Source organism: Butyricimonas sp. Marseille-P2440 (genome assembly GCF_900091675.1).
Taxonomy (GTDB): Bacteria; Bacteroidota; Bacteroidia; order Bacteroidales; family Marinifilaceae; genus Butyricimonas; species Butyricimonas synergistica.
The window spans coordinates 1,523,786-1,538,503 of record NZ_LT594610.1; the positions used below are offsets into that span (position 1 = coordinate 1,523,786).

Below are 14,718 nucleotides of genomic sequence, written 5' to 3' on the forward strand. Positions count from 1 at the left end.
TATCACGATTATTCTCCTCCTTTTGTTACGTTTGTCTTTTTAATTCTCAAAAACTAAATGAATTATGGTAGTCGCGTATTTACGAGTCAGCACAAACAAACAACACCTGGAAAACCAGGAGGAGGAGATTAAGAAATTTGCAGCCAACCGGGGGCTCGATATTGACAAATGGTACCACGACGTTGTCAGTGGCAAAGTTTGCAGTAACGACCGGAAACTCGGCGATCTTCTCGAATCTTTGCAGGAGGGCGATTGTCTTATTGTCACGGAAGTATCGCGGTTGAGCAGAACCCTGATCGACATCATGAACATCATCAACACCTGCATCCAGCGTAAAATCGTTCTTCACAGCACCAAGGAGGGGTACACCTTCGAGAACAACCTGAACAGCAAAATCCTCGGGTTCGCTTTCGGGCTGGTGGCGGAGATCGAACGTAACCTGATCTCCATCCGCACGCGGGAAGCCCTCGCGGTCAGGAAGGCGGAAGGCAAGAAACTGGGACGCCCCCACGGAAGTTGCCCGCAGCTGAACGTGCTGATACAAAACAAGGAAAAGATCATCGAGCTTATGGACAACTGCGTGCCTTACAAGAAGATTGCCAAAAAATACAAGGTATCCATCTGTACCGTGAACCGCTTCGTGAAGCAACATATCAACGAGAGAGATAATTGAAAAGGACAAAAACAAATTTAGAATTAAAGCGATAGAATATGTCATTAACCTCTAGGGAAAAAGAACGTTACAACCGACATATAATCCTTCAAGAAATTGGAATTCAAGGACAAGAAAAAATTAAAGATTCGCGGGTACTGGTAGTCGGTGCCGGGGGACTGGGTTCTCCCGTGTTATATTACCTTACCGCCGCCGGCGTCGGGCACATCGGCATCATGGACGACGACGCCGTATCGGAATCGAACCTGCAACGGCAAATATTATACGACACCACGCACGTGGGGACAAGCAAAGCCATCATTGCAGCCACCAGGCTCAATCAATTAAATCCCTTTTGCGGGATTACACCATATTCCTTCCGGCTGACACCCGGGAACGCACTTGAAATCATCGCCACGTATGACATAGTGGTCGATGCAACCGACAACCTCCAAGCCCGCTACCTTATCAGCGATACTTGCGCCGAACTAGGCAAACCGTTCGTCTACGGCAGCATCTGCGAGTTCGAGGGGCAACTATCCGTTTTCAACTATCACGGCGGTCCGTCCTACCGAGACCTTTTCCCGTACCACGACGGCGTGAAGGACTTCTCCCAGCCACTGGGCGTCGTCGGTGTTCTTCCCGGCGTCATCGGCTCCCTCCAAGCTAACGAAGTTATCAAAATCATCTTGGAAAAACCGGGCGTTCTCTCCGGCAAACTGCTCACCATTGATATTTTGAATAACACGTATTTGACTTTCGCAATTGAAAAATGAATAGATTCAGAGATTTCCGATTTAGTGATTTAGCGATTAAGGAATCACTGAATCGGCAATCACGATGCACAACTAGACATACATTCCTGTAAACATTTGAATAATCATTACACAATCGTTGCCTAACCACAAGAACCTTGTATATACACATCATGAACGTTGCATAAACGCAAATTTACGTCTATGCAACGTTCATGATTTGTACTTGAGGTAGAGTATAGGTAGACCTAGTATGGCGAAAAGGTATACCACGTATTCTTCATCTTCTACAAATTGTTAGGTTTTCCCAGTAGCATGAACATATTGTTTTTGTAGGCTTCCACGCCCGGTTGGTCGAAGGCGTTCACACCGAGGATGCCGCCGGAAATGCCGCAAGCCAGCTCGTAGAAGTAGAATAACTGGCCGAGGTAGTATTCCGACAATTCGGGGATCACAACACGGATGTTGGGGACGCCGCCGTCCACGTGAGCCAGTTGGGTGCCGAGTTCCGCCATCTTGTTCACCTCGTCGAGGCGCTTGCCCGCCAAATAGTTTAACTTATCGAGGTCGTGCGCATCACTGGGCACGAGCAACTTGTATTTCGTTTTCTCGATGGAAAGCACGGTTTCGAACAGGTTGCGCCGTCCTTCCTGGATGTATTGCCCCATAGAGTGCAGGTCGGTCGTGAAATCCACGCTGGCGGGGAAAATGCCCTTGTGTTCCTTTCCCTCGCTCTCGCCGTACAACTGCTTCCACCACTCGGCAACGTAGTGCAGTTTCGGGTTGTAATTTACCGTGATCTCCGTCGTGTAGCCTTTCTCGTAAAGGGCGTTCCGCACTGCCGCGTAAGTGGCGGACAGCTCGGCGCCGTTACCCTTGCCGATCGTCCTCATGTCCGCGGCTCCCCTCAGCAGCGCCCGGATGTCGTAGCCCGCAATGGCGACAGGCAGCAAGCCCACGGGAGTAAGCACGGAATAGCGTCCCCCGATGTTGTCCGGGATAACAAACGTGCGGTAGCCTTCCCGGTCAGCCATGACACGCAAAGCCCCTTTCCGCTCGTCGGTGATCGCCACGATACGGCGGCGGGACACCTGCACGCCCTCCTGCGCGATCAGCTGCTCCTTCAAAAGGCGGAAAGCAACGGCGGGTTCTGTGGTGGTTCCCGACTTGGAAATCACGCATATACCGAACTTCTTGTCCTTTAAAAACTCCTGCAATTCATATAAATAATCCTCGCTAACGTTGTTGCCGGCAAAGACTACCCTTGTCCCGGAGAAGGCGTCGAAACTGCCGGACATCGCCTCGATGACGGCTTTTGCGCCGAGGTACGATCCCCCGATGCCGACGATAACCACCACGTCCGTTTCTTCCCTCAGCGACCCGGCACACGCCTCTATGCTATCGAGTTCCTCACCCGTGACCCGTGACGGGAGGTCTATCCACCCGAGAAAATCGCTTCCCTTACACGTTCCGTCCTCCAGCGCTTTCAACGCCCGTGACGCTTTCTCCTTTTGCGCGGAGATTTCTTTCTCTCCCGCAAATGGCAATACTTTCGAGTAGTCAAGTTTAATGCTATCCATTGTCTTTAATTTTTATTATTCGCTTTTTCTGGCATTCAGCATATCCCTGTAACGGGATGCGCTCTCGTAATCTTCATTCTTTACGGCTTCCGCCAGCAAACGTTTCAAGTCTTCCTCGGTTAATTCCGCTTCTTTCGCTTTCTCGATCTGTACCTGCACCTTCTCCAAGTGTTCTTTTATGACCTCGGTGTCGGCGACGGGAATCGCCGTTTGCTCGATCACCTTTGCCGCAATATAGATGGGGCAATCGTAACGCAACGCCAACGCGATAGCGTCCGAGGTGCGCGAATCTATCTTCAACAACTCCTCGCCGTGGCGGAAGCGCAACTCGGAATAAAAGATGCCCGCCTCCCAGTAATAAATGAAGACTTCCTCGAGGGTCGCCCCGAGGCGGTCGGTCAGACTCTTTATCAGATCGTGCGTGAGCGGACGCTGCGAATGCAAGTTTTCCAGTTGGATAGCAATAGACTGGGCTTCCGCTATCCCGATGATTATGGGAACACGAAATGCGTCATGTTCCTCGGCAAGAATCAACGCGTACGCTCCCGTGTGTGACATACTTTTATATGATAGTCCGAAAACTTTTAACCTAGCTCTATCCATAACCCTGTACTGTTTTAAATTTTATATCTACGGTTTTTAAACCCGCAGAGTTGCCCCAGGTCACTTCTTTATCGGTGCCCGGTATATACGCGCCAAACCGCCAAGACTGGTTTCCCGGTATTTTGCCTGCATATCGCATCCCGTCTGCATCATGGTTTCAACCACGTCGTCGAAGGACACTTTATGCCGCCCGTCCGAGAAAAGGGAATAGATGGCGCACTCCCTCGCTTTCTGCGAAATGAAGGCATTGCGCTCGATGCACGGGATTTGCACGTACCCGCCCACGGGGTCGCATGTCAATCCCAAGTTGTGTTCGAAGCCCATCTCCGCGGCATACTCGATCTGCATCGGCGAGCCGCCGAGTATCTGCGCCGCCGCACCTGCCGCCATAGCGCAAGCCGTACCCAGCTCGCCCTGGCAACCGACTTCCGCACCGGAAATAGAACCATTGGTCTTCACTATGTTGCCGATCAGCCCGGCAGTAGCCAATCCCTTGATGATGCGTTTGTCGCTGATATTTTGGTCGTGTTTCAAGAAAAACAACACGGACGGCACAACGCCTGCCGATCCGCAAGTGGGAGCCGTGACGATCTTTCCTCCCCCGGCGTTTTCCTCCGCCACCGCCAGCGCCGCAGCGAACACCATCCCCATGTGGCGCAACGTTCCGGCTGACTGCTGTGCCCGCACGTGGTAGGAACAAGCCTTACGCGCCAAGCGCAGGTTGCCGGGCAATACACCCTCGTTCTCCAAGCCGTTGTGGATGCAGTCTACCATCACTTGCCATACTTCTTCCAGATAGTCGAATATACCGGGTCCCTCGTGCAATTCCACGTACTCGACAAAGGAGCGCCCCTCGGCTTTGCACCAGTTCAATATGTCCGTCATCTTGGTATCCGGGTAAATATCATCCGACTTGAAAGTCCCCAGTTCGTCCCACAAGGCACCGCCTCCCACGCTGTACACTTCCCAACGGTCGGCAACCACGTCGCCGTTCAACGCCTCGAAAAGCATCCCGTTCGGGTGGTGAGGCAACGATTTCTCGGACTCCCACACGATCTCGGTGTCCTCGGGACGATCCATCATTTTCAATATCGCCTCGTCCGTGCCATGTCCCCTGCCCGTGAGCGCCAAACTTCCGAATAAAGTCACCCGATAGTGTTCTGCTTCCGGGTTTCTCTCCTTGAAAAAAAGCGCCGCACGTCCCGGTCCCATCGTGTGACTGGACGAAGGTCCGTAACCTATTCTAAATATTTCTCTGATTGATTTCACGTTTGCTAATTTTAAATCTTACTAATTTTAGATTGAATTAATTCTGTGATTTAGTGATTTCCAATTCTGTGATTCCTAAATCATTAAATTGGAAATCTCTGAATCTATTCATTTTCAATAAAAAAAAGGCAGTTCTATAAGCCGGGTTCTGTACCTTTCGGTTTCTATCATTTATCTACTCCGTGAATCACTTCACGGCTCTAGCGACCTACCCCCTGGCATCGGTCGGGCTAACCTTAATTGCCAGTATACATGGTCTTGCAACTCGTGAGGCGTACGGCTACCCCGGTTGCCCGGGATACCGGTGGGCTCTTACCCCGCCTTTTCACCCTTGTTCCGCAAACGGAACGGTTATTTTCTGTTACACTACTATATCCTTTCGAATACCTTCCCGTTAGGAAGCACGATGCCCTGCGTTGCCCGGACTTTCCTCTCTCCCTCTCGGGACAGCGATAGAACGAACTGCCTTTTTATATTTATGATAAATCTAACCATCAAACCTTTTTCATTTTCAATTCTCCATTTTCAATTAATTGAGAATCGGGTCTTCCGGGAAGTTTGCCCATAGTTTGTGCTTTCCTCCCAGAGAGCTCATGGCTTGTTCCCACAGCCCCTCGTTGGGCACGGTAAACAATATATCGGCGGGAATTGTCCCCACCATCCAAGAGTTTTCCTTCAATTCCCCATCCAACTGTTTCTCCGTCCAGCCGCTATACCCGGCAAAGAAACGAATCTCGTCCTGCAATATCTTTCCAGCTTGCAGCATCCCCGTCAAAGCCCGGAAATCTCCGCCCCAGTATATCTCTTCCGCTATCCGTACCGAATCGGGGACATCGCCCTTGCGATGAATATAGTACAACTGGTTCGGTTCCACGGGGCCCCCGATATACACCGGGAAATACACTCCCTCCAATTCCTTCACCAGCTCGGAAGCCGTGTAAGGCAGAGGCTTATTGAGCACAAATCCCACGCTTCCCGCGTCATCGTGCTCCACCATGTAGACCACGGAACGGTTAAAATACTTCCCTTCCAAAAAAGGTTCCGCGATCAATACCTTTCCCACTTCAACACGATCATCGTTATGACGTATCTGAAACAGATCCTGAAATTCCTTTTCCACTAGCTTTCGTTTTTACAATTCAAATATATCACTAAATTTGTATCAATAAAGCGTTAATGCAAAGATATTAAAATGTACAAAATAATCATCGTAATCTTCCTATCTTTATTTATTAACAGCTTTGCAGAGGCGCAAAGTGTCCTCCCTTCCGTCATCATCCGAGGGGACACGCTGCCGCACGTCACTCTGAATGAGGTAAATGTGTACGCCAAAAGGATCAGTAACAGGAAATTCACCCGCCAACAAAAACGCAATCACAGGTTGATTTATAACGTCCGCAAGGCATATCCCTACGCTAAAATAGCCGCCGCAAAGATCAACGAGATAGAAGCACGGCTGGCAAACATACACACGAAACGGGAACGGGAGCGAATTATCAAAGAGGAATACAAGCAACTGATGAAAACATTCAAGAAACCCTTGATGAGCCTTACCGTCACGCAAGGCAAAATTCTCGTGCGCCTCATTTACCGGGAAACCCACAATTCGTCGTTCCACCATATCAAGGAATACAAAGGCGGCGTGAACGCTTATTTTTGGCAATCGCTCGCCCTCCTTTTCGGCAATAACCTCAAGGCAGACTACGAACCGGAAGGCAGGGACAAGGATATCGAAGAGGTCGTGAGGCAGATAGAGAAGGGGTTGTAAAGTTCATCAATTTTCAATTCTCAATTTTCAATTATTTCGTATCTTTGCCTTTATGAAATACGAAGATATTATTGCAGATTTAAAGAAGGGGAAATACCTCCCTATTTACTTTTTATCCGGCGAGGAACCTTATTTCCTGGATGAAATAACGAACAGGATAGAGAAGAATGCGCTCACGGAGGACGAGAAGGCGTTCAACCAGACGATATTGTACGGGAACGATGTCACCATGACCACCGTAACCGACACCGCCCGGCGTTTCCCGATGATGGCGCAAAGGCAGGTGGTTATCGTCAAGGAAGCCCAAAACATCCGGGATTTCGAGAACCTGCTCCCCTATGTCGACCACTTCCAGCCGACCACCGTCCTCGTGTTTCTGTACAAAAATAAGAAGCCGGACAAGCGCAAAGGTGTCTTCAAAAAACTGGGCAGCTCACCCAATTGCGTTTATTTCGAGTCGGCAAAACTCTACGATAACAAGGTTCCCGACTGGATCATGTCGTACTGCAAGGATAAAAAATACATGATCTCGCAAAAAGCCGCAGGCATCCTAGCTGACAGCCTCGGCAACGACCTCAGCAAGGTGGCAAACGAGCTGGACAAACTCATGTTGCTGTTGCCGGGTGGCGGTGAAATCAAAGAGAACCTCGTCGAGGAACACACGGGCATCAGCAAGGAATTCAACACGTTCGAGCTTACCGCCGCCATCGTGGCTATGGATCACCTGAAAGCGAACCGCATCGTGAACTACTTCGAGGCAAACCCCAAGAACAACCCGCTCGTGCTAACGATCAGTATGTTGTTCCGCTATTTCCTGAACCTGCTCACGTACCACTATCAAAAGAAAAGTACTCCCAGCCCACAGGAAATGGCAAAGATACTAGGCATCAATCCCTATTTCATGAAGGATTACACGGAAGGAGCCAAAAGATACAACGCCATGAAATGCGCCAACATCATATCTTTCTTGAGAGAATACGACCTCAAATCCAAAGGTGTCGGCAACGCCAACATTTCCGACGGACAATTATTGAGAGAATTGATTTTTAAAATAATGCACTAAGACAATTGAAAATAGAGAATTGAAAGCACAGACCGGTGCGGTTGGAATCTAAAATCTAACATTTAAAATCTAAAATTAAAACATGGTTCGAGCGATATTTTTTGACAGAGATGGCACGATAAATTCCGATGAAGGACACTATTATATATACAGGAAAGAAGATTTCGTGTTTAACCCCGGGGTAATCGACGGCATCCGCCGGCTGAACGAGGCGGGTTATTTGATTATCGTGGTGACAAATCAAGGCGGCGTGGCAAAGGGCGAGTACTCGCTCGAGGACGTCGAGGCACTGCACGCATACATGTGCGCGGAACTCGAAAAGCACGGGGCACGTATCGACAAGATATACTATTGTCCCCACCATGACAGCGTGGCTCCCTGCCCCTGCCGGAAACCTTCACCCTACATGATAGAGCAGGCCATCCGGGAATACGGCATAGACAAATCCGCATCCCTGCTTATCGGTGACGGAAGCCGGGACATCGAAGCCGCAGAAGCCGCCGGGATACGAGGCATTAAGATCAAGAAAAACAGTGATATAACCCCCGTAATCGACAGCATCTTGGGACAGTAGTACTAGAATGCAGCCAGCAACAGATCTATATCCCTGGAAACCAGCCCGTATTTGTCGGCAATGATCTTCTTGGTCAATACCCCGTTGTAGATATACACGCCATGCCGCAACCCGGCATCACTCTTGATAGCGGGATTGAAACCGCCATCACGGGCGATCTTCTCCAACAAGGCGATAAACAAGTTACTGTACGCGATAGACGCTGTGCGGGCAACCCGCGAAGGCACGTTCGGTACACAATAATGGATCACGCCATTATATATATAGGTAGGATTCTCGTGCGTTGTGGGTCCCGAAGTCTCAATACACCCGCCGTGCTCGATAGACATATCCACGATCACCGCACCTTGTTTCATCAGTTTCACTTGCTCCTCGGAAACCGTGATATCCAGATCGTCATCGAAAAAGCGCAAAGCCCCGATTAACACATCGGCGGATAAGAGAGCCCGCTCCAACACCGGTTTGTGGAACACGGACGTGTACACGCGCTGTCCGAGACAATGATTCAAGCGGCGCAGGCGTTCCAAAGAGTAATCGAACACTTTCACCTCCGCCCCCAAAGCCAGCGCCGTGCGGGCAGCATACTCGCCAAGCGTCCCCGCGCCGAGGATCACCACCTCGGCAGGCGTCACCCCGGTAATTCCTCCCAGCAGAATGCCTTTCCCTTCCCGAGAATTGCTCAAGTACTCGCTGGCTATCATGATCGCCGAATTGCCGGAAATCTCACTCATCATCTCTACCACGGGATAAGTCCCGTTGTCCCCTTTCAATATATCGAAACCGATAGCGGTTATTTTCTTCTGCATCATCTCCACGATAGCCTCCTTCCGCAACTCGAAAAGCTCTATCGGGGACAAGATCACCTGACGGTCGCGCATCACTTCCACGTCCTCCTGCATCACGGGTGTCGGCTTCAATATGACGTCAGACGTATACACTTCCTCACGGGTATCCACCATCTGTGCCCCGGCGTCCGCATAATCCCGATCGTGGTAATGCGCCTGCTCGCCAGCACCCCGCTGTACAACGATCGTGTGCCCCATATCCATCAGCACACTCACCGCCTCGGGGGTCAGACAAATCCGGTTCTCCCGGCGTTCCGTTTCATTCGGCAAGCCGATCGTCAACCGTTTGTGACGGTATTCCCCGAAAACTTCTTTCTCTTGATACAGAAACCATTCCCTGTTGATTTGCGCACCCAACAATTTACCCGAATTATCCATGCGATCTCGATTTATAATTTACAATTTATTCTATCGTCAGTTCCCGCCGCCCGTCTTCCAACTCGGCAAAACGGCAAACCAGCGTGTTCTCCGGCAACAGCGACTCGATCATCTCAGGCCACTCGATGAAGCAACGGTTTCCACTATAAAAATACTCCTCGTACCCGAAGTCCATCGCTTCCTCCACGTTCTTCACCCGGTAGAAATCAAAATGGAACACGGAATTCCCCTGCGCGGTCAAGTACTCGTTCACGATCGCAAACGTGGGGGAAGTCACGTCGTCCTCTATCCCCAAGCACCCGGCGACAGCCTTCACGAAAGTGGTTTTCCCCACTCCCATCGGACCGTACAAAGCGTATATTGTGTCTTCCCCGGTCGATTCCAGGAACTCTCGTGCCACTCTCTTTAAATCATCTACGCTGTCAATTATCCAACGCATAATTCATCAATTTAAACGTATATTATCTTCGTGCTATACCTCTCCGTGAAGTATAGCACAAAGATAATATTAGTAAACGAAAAACGAAGTCAAAAGTTAGTTTTCACTCGCAACATCTTCCTGTGGCTTCTCTTCGACTTTCACGTTTTCCATCGGTTGCCCTTTCAAATAAGTAGGCAGATTAAGCCCCGCCATATTGAACAAGTCATTCAACGGGGGTACCGACTTCATCATTCCCGAGATGAAATTGGCGGTGGAAGTGTTGCCATTCCCGGCATTATTCCCGTCCCAAACCGTCACCTTGTCGATCTTGATGTTCTTGACCGCCTCGACTTGCGTCTTCACGAGTTCTGGCAACTTGTCGGTAATCAACATCATTACCGCCTTATCCGGGTCGCCGGCAGCAGCTTGCACGATCCGGGCATATCCCTCGGCTTGCTTGGTCAACACCTCGTACATACCCCGAGCCTCAGCGTCCATCTTCGCGAAGATAGCGTCCGCCTCTCCTTTTGCCAATCTGCGTAAACGCTCGGCTTCTGCTTCGGCATCGATAATAGCCTTCTCCTTGTCGATCTGCGCGGGAACCACGATATTAGCCGCTTGGGTCGCTTTCTCCCGTTCGGCACGGGCAATTTCAGCCTCTTTCTCTGCCAGATAAGCCTCTTCCAAAGCCTTTGCCGCCTGCACTTTCTCTGCCGCAGTAGCCTTGCGGGAAGCCTCTGCCTCACGTTCCCGGCGGATTGCGTCGGAGTCCGCAATCAGGATCTTGGCGTTATTTTCTCCCTCCACGGCGCTAGCGTTAGCTTCCGACGTGCGGATACGGGTATCCCGCACCGTCTCAGCAATACGTATATCTTTGTCCCGGTCTGCCTCTGCCTTACCGATTTCACCGAATCTGTTCTGCTCTGCCACGCTCTTCTTGGCGTCATTGATAGCCTTCGCTGCAGCCTCTTTTCCGAGTGCCTCAATATATCCCGATTCGTCGCGAATATCCGTCACGTTCACATTAATCAGCTTCAGACCGATCTTACGCAACTCCGCTTCCACGTTGGCACTCACGTTAGCCAAGAATTTGTCCCGGTCGGAATTGATTTCCTCTATATCCATCGTCGCAATCACCAAACGCAACTGACCAAAAAGAATATCTTTCGCCAAATCCTGAATATTCTCCAACCGTTGTCCCAACAAACGCTCAGCAGCATTCGTCATACTGTCCGACTCGGTAGAAATACCCACAGTAAACCGACACGGCACATCCACGCGGATGTTCTGCTTGCTCAACGCGTTGGTCAGGTTACACTCGATAGAAATAGGCGTCAAGTCCAGAAAAGCGTAACTTTGGAACACCGGCCATATAAACGCAGCACCTCCATGAATACAACGAGCTGAACTCACGCCTCCCGTGGCGTTTTTCCCTGTCTTACCATACACGACCAATATCTTGTCCGACGGACAACGTTTATAGCGGGACAAGATTGCCGCGAACGTCACGAACAAGACCGCGGCTATCGCCACAATCAAATACAAACTACCTTCCATAGTACTTTCCATATTTTAGCTGTTAAATAATTATATAGTTACCTATCAAAAACGCTCCACGAGCAACATACTGTCATTCACGACTTCTACGACCTGTATTGGGGCACCGGTTTCCAATTCTTCTCCCAAGGTGATCGCATCGAATTCACGGATTGCGCCTTGGATAGAAATCTGAACCTTCCCTTCTCCCCGCTTGTTTGCCGGGATTTTCAAGTAGACATTTCCCCGGCAGCCTACGGCATTCGCCATCTGTATCGTACCGCTCTGCTCCATACGGCTCATGAATCGGAAAATAGCCATCACGGCAATGACCAGCAATACCCCGATCACGGCAGCCACAAGGATCAGTATGAACTGGTTCTGAATCACTCCTTGAAACGAGATGATCGACCAACCGAACCCCAACAGGAAATTGATAAAATTACGGAACGTGAACAACTGGAAAGGACCGGCATCCCCGTCCCCCGGCATATCCGAACCCATATCCACATCCATACCCCCGTCGGCATCCATACCCACGAAAGTCAGTATAGTCTGTATAATAAATACTAAACTGGCAAACAACGTGATACACCACACCGATTGCATAAATAAGCCTAAAGCATTCCACCATTCTTCCATGACATTAATTTTAAGTTACACTACATTCGTCAATTCACTTCCCACGCACGCACAACTATACAAATATAAATATTTTTACAGAACTTCCAACATGAAAAAAACAGAAAGTCAAAAGAATGGAAAACTTACTAATTTTAGACTTTAAATTTTAGATTTTAAATGTAGAAAGATCGCCAAACAACCTCGAAGTGCTATTATAAAATATTAACTAATTATTAACTACTAAAATTAGTTTTATAACTAAAAGTTTTAGTTACTTTGTAGCAAAAGATAAAAACTATGAAAGGGCTAACAACAAAAGAAGAAGAGATCATGGGATTTTTCTGGAAGGAAGGTCCTCAATTCGTGCGGCAATTGCTTGCTTACTATGATGAACCCAAACCGCATTTCAACACCCTCTCCACCATCGTGCGGGGTTTGGAAGAAAAAGGGTTTCTCGGACATGAGGCATTCGGGAACACCTATCGATACCATGCCGTCATCAGCGAAGAAGAATTCAGAAAAAGGACGTTGAAAAACGTGATTAACAAGTATTTCAACAACTCGTACCTCAATGCCGTATCCTCTCTGGTGCAGGAAGAAGACATATCGCTAGAAGAACTGAAACAACTCATCGAGAAAGTAGAAAAAGCACACCAAAAACAATAGCTTATGGGCACTTTTTTCGTCTATATATTAAAAGCGTCTTTCTGTCTAACGGTCTTCTACCTATTTTACAGGTTGTTGCTCAGTAAAGAAACTTTTCACCGTTTCAATCGGATCGCTTTGTCCGGGATTCTCGTGCTGTCACTGCTTATCCCACTTTGTGAAATCACCGTTCACAACAATACCGAGATCCAACAAACCCTCGTGAACCTAGAGCAATTCATCCTGCAAGCGGATTACGTCATACAAGCTTCCCCCAGCATAGCAGAGTCATCGATCCCGGTGTGGATACTGGTTGCTCTACTGGTTTACTTTATCGGGATTCTCTTCTTTTTCGGACGCACCGTGTATTCTCTCGTTCAAATGCTTCGCCTCGTGAGAAGCGGACGAAAAGAAAAGTTGGAAAAAGGAATTACCCTCGTCATTCACGACAAAGAAATTGCCCCTTTCAGCTGGATGAAATACATCGTCATCTCGGAAAAAGACCTGACAGAAAACAGCAAGGAAATTCTGACCCACGAGATCGCCCATATCCGGAACCGCCATTCAATCGACCTGTTGGTCACCGATCTCTGCATCTGTTTCCAATGGTTCAACCCAGCCTCCTGGTTATTGAAACAGGAACTGCAAACCATCCATGAATACGAGACAGACGAATCGGTCATCCGTCAAGGCGTCAACGCAAAACAATATCAATTATTATTAATAAAAAAAGCTGTCGGCACAAGGCTCTACTCTATGGCCAACAGCTTTAATCACAGTAAACTAAAAAAAAGAATCACTATGATGTTAAAAGAAAAATCCAGTCCGTGGGCTCGAGCGAAGTACTTGTATGTACTACCGCTGGCAGTGGTTACATTAACCACTTTCGCCCGTCCCGAAATCTCTAACGAATTAAACGAGATTTCAGCTATCAAAGTTAATGATTTTACTTCAATTCTAGAAACAAAGGCAGCAAATAATCTTGCCCCAGAACAGGACTCCCTGACAAGAAAAAATAGTTCTACAAAAACAGTTGTCCGCGGGGACTCGGCTTATTTCTACACCTATACTCTCGAGGATTCTCTTGTGTCTATCACGATCGCATCCGACACGTTCAGTCATAAAAAAGGGAATATTACCCCCAGACATACATTCGTGAAGGATACCATCATCAACGGAACGAAAAGCTCTGTGGTCATTACAACCTCTTCCGATAGCCCCTTATTCATTCTGAATGGCAAAGAAGTCAGCCAAGAAACAATTCAGAATCTCAAATCTGAAAACATCCAATCTATAACCGTTCTGAAAGACCAGGCAGCTATCTCTGCCTATGGAGCAAAAGGTGTACACGGGGTTGTTGTCGTTGAACCGGTAGAAAGCGTTACCGCTACTACTTCCGTCCAAATCGTTTCGGATACGATCATTATCCTCGAGGATGGCACGAAAGTAAAACTTTCCCAAAGAGAAGGACAACCCTCCGAAGTATTTGTAGTCCGTGACGGTATCAGCAGAAAAGTAGAATTACAAGGTGAAGCTTATTTTGAGGCTCGTGAAACACACGACCACCCTCATTTCACACTTAGAACGTCACAAGTCAACGTTATTGCAGACAGTCAACTTCGTGTAGGAGAAACTCATATACTCCCAGGGATAACCAGCTCTTCCGTGGTGAAAGCAATGGGTACCGTTCTGGATCAGGACGGGAACCCCATTGCGGGAGCCTCAGTTGCTACCCCGGGCGCAAAAACGAACACGGATAAAAACGGAAAATTTCTGTTAATCACCGGGAAGAACGACAAACTCACGATCACCTCCCCCGGAATGAAAAAAGTAAAACTCAAAACTTCCCCGACGATCACCGTCTATATGGAAAAAGAATAAAACAAATAAGCCGTGCTGAAGCACGGCTTATTTGTTATTTTAGATTGAAGCAGGAATACTCACTGGCCTCGGGAATCTTTCCAATCACTCAATCTAAAATCTAAAGTCGATCAGTTAATGAAAT

The 14,718-nt window shown here is 48.6% G+C and carries 15 protein-coding genes and 1 other RNA gene; 7 read left to right on the forward strand and 9 right to left on the reverse strand.

Translation table 11 applies throughout. From position 1 onward, the window contains the following. Nucleotides 1–64 precede the first annotated feature (64 nt). Nucleotides 65–673: a recombinase family protein gene (locus BN8899_RS17430; RefSeq protein ID WP_018336257.1), complete on the forward strand. Its 609-nt coding sequence runs from the start codon at nt 65–67 to the stop codon at nt 671–673. A 38-nt stretch (nt 674–711) separates the two neighbouring features. Continuing rightward, nucleotides 712–1,428: a HesA/MoeB/ThiF family protein gene (locus BN8899_RS17435; RefSeq protein ID WP_065220334.1), complete on the forward strand. Its 717-nt coding sequence runs from the start codon at nt 712–714 to the stop codon at nt 1,426–1,428. Nucleotides 1,429–1,694: 266 nt separating this feature from the next. Here the strand turns inward: BN8899_RS17435 and BN8899_RS17440 are convergent, their stop codons facing one another. The 5 genes from BN8899_RS17440 to BN8899_RS17460 all read right to left on the reverse strand — a co-directional run bounded on the left by BN8899_RS17440 (nt 1,695) and on the right by BN8899_RS17460 (nt 5,979). After that, nucleotides 1,695–2,987, reverse strand: a complete 1,293-nt coding sequence (locus BN8899_RS17440; protein ID WP_065220335.1) for a glucose-6-phosphate isomerase — start codon at nt 2,985–2,987, stop codon at nt 1,695–1,697. Nucleotides 2,988–3,002: 15 nt separating this feature from the next. Next, nucleotides 3,003–3,590 carry a bifunctional nuclease family protein gene (locus BN8899_RS17445; RefSeq protein ID WP_065220336.1) on the reverse strand — a complete coding sequence of 196 codons (588 nt, stop codon included), beginning with the start codon at nt 3,588–3,590 and terminating at the stop codon, nt 3,003–3,005. Nucleotides 3,591–3,650: 60 nt separating this feature from the next. Beyond that, nucleotides 3,651–4,859, reverse strand: a complete 1,209-nt coding sequence (locus BN8899_RS17450) for an L-serine ammonia-lyase (RefSeq protein ID WP_065220337.1) — start codon at nt 4,857–4,859, stop codon at nt 3,651–3,653. A gap of 121 nt (nt 4,860–4,980) precedes the next feature. Further along, nucleotides 4,981–5,328, reverse strand: an RNA gene (gene rnpB / locus BN8899_RS17455) — RNase P RNA component class A. Between the two features lie 60 nt (nt 5,329–5,388). Then, nucleotides 5,389–5,979: a YqgE/AlgH family protein gene (locus BN8899_RS17460; RefSeq protein ID WP_018336251.1), complete on the reverse strand. Its 591-nt coding sequence runs from the start codon at nt 5,977–5,979 to the stop codon at nt 5,389–5,391. Between the two features lie 72 nt (nt 5,980–6,051). Here BN8899_RS17460 and BN8899_RS17465 point away from each other — a divergent pair, with 72 nt between their 5' ends. From BN8899_RS17465 to BN8899_RS17475, 3 genes are all read left to right on the forward strand, one after another. Next, the gene (locus BN8899_RS17465) at nt 6,052–6,627 is read left to right on the forward strand and encodes a DUF4294 domain-containing protein (protein ID WP_065220338.1); all 576 of its coding nucleotides are present in this window, start codon (nt 6,052–6,054) and stop codon (nt 6,625–6,627) included. Nucleotides 6,628–6,679: 52 nt separating this feature from the next. After that, entirely contained in the window at nt 6,680–7,690 is a 1,011-nt protein-coding gene (gene holA / locus BN8899_RS17470; RefSeq protein WP_018336249.1) for a DNA polymerase III subunit delta, read from the forward strand. 82 nt (nt 7,691–7,772) lie between these two features. Beyond that, a complete protein-coding gene (locus tag BN8899_RS17475) occupies nt 7,773–8,264 on the forward strand; it encodes a D-glycero-alpha-D-manno-heptose-1,7-bisphosphate 7-phosphatase (RefSeq protein ID WP_018336248.1) in 492 nt (163 codons plus the stop codon). 2 nt (nt 8,265–8,266) lie between these two features. Here the strand turns inward: BN8899_RS17475 and BN8899_RS17480 are convergent, their stop codons facing one another. The 4 genes from BN8899_RS17480 to BN8899_RS17495 form a co-directional block, all read right to left on the reverse strand. Continuing rightward, nucleotides 8,267–9,487, reverse strand: coding sequence for an alanine dehydrogenase (locus tag BN8899_RS17480; protein ID WP_018336247.1), 1,221 nt, complete (start codon nt 9,485–9,487; stop codon nt 8,267–8,269). Nucleotides 9,488–9,512: 25 nt separating this feature from the next. Next, entirely contained in the window at nt 9,513–9,926 is a 414-nt protein-coding gene (tsaE, locus tag BN8899_RS17485; protein WP_065220339.1) for a tRNA (adenosine(37)-N6)-threonylcarbamoyltransferase complex ATPase subunit type 1 TsaE, read from the reverse strand. 96 nt (nt 9,927–10,022) lie between these two features. Then, a complete protein-coding gene (locus tag BN8899_RS17490) occupies nt 10,023–11,477 on the reverse strand; it encodes a flotillin family protein (RefSeq protein ID WP_231932413.1) in 1,455 nt (484 codons plus the stop codon). Nucleotides 11,478–11,510: 33 nt separating this feature from the next. Further along, nucleotides 11,511–12,086, reverse strand: a complete 576-nt coding sequence (locus BN8899_RS17495; RefSeq protein WP_065220341.1) for an NfeD family protein — start codon at nt 12,084–12,086, stop codon at nt 11,511–11,513. A 279-nt stretch (nt 12,087–12,365) separates the two neighbouring features. On the opposite strand from BN8899_RS17495, the gene BN8899_RS17500 reads away from it, so the two are divergent. Together BN8899_RS17500 and BN8899_RS20980 are read left to right on the forward strand one after the other, a co-directional pair. Then, nucleotides 12,366–12,734 (forward strand): BlaI/MecI/CopY family transcriptional regulator, encoded by a 369-nt coding sequence (locus BN8899_RS17500; protein WP_018336243.1) that lies wholly within the window; start codon nt 12,366–12,368, stop codon nt 12,732–12,734. Nucleotides 12,735–12,737: 3 nt separating this feature from the next. Then, nucleotides 12,738–14,594 carry a M56 family metallopeptidase gene (locus BN8899_RS20980; protein ID WP_065220342.1) on the forward strand — a complete coding sequence of 619 codons (1,857 nt, stop codon included), beginning with the start codon at nt 12,738–12,740 and terminating at the stop codon, nt 14,592–14,594. Nucleotides 14,595–14,718: the final 124 nt, after the last annotated feature.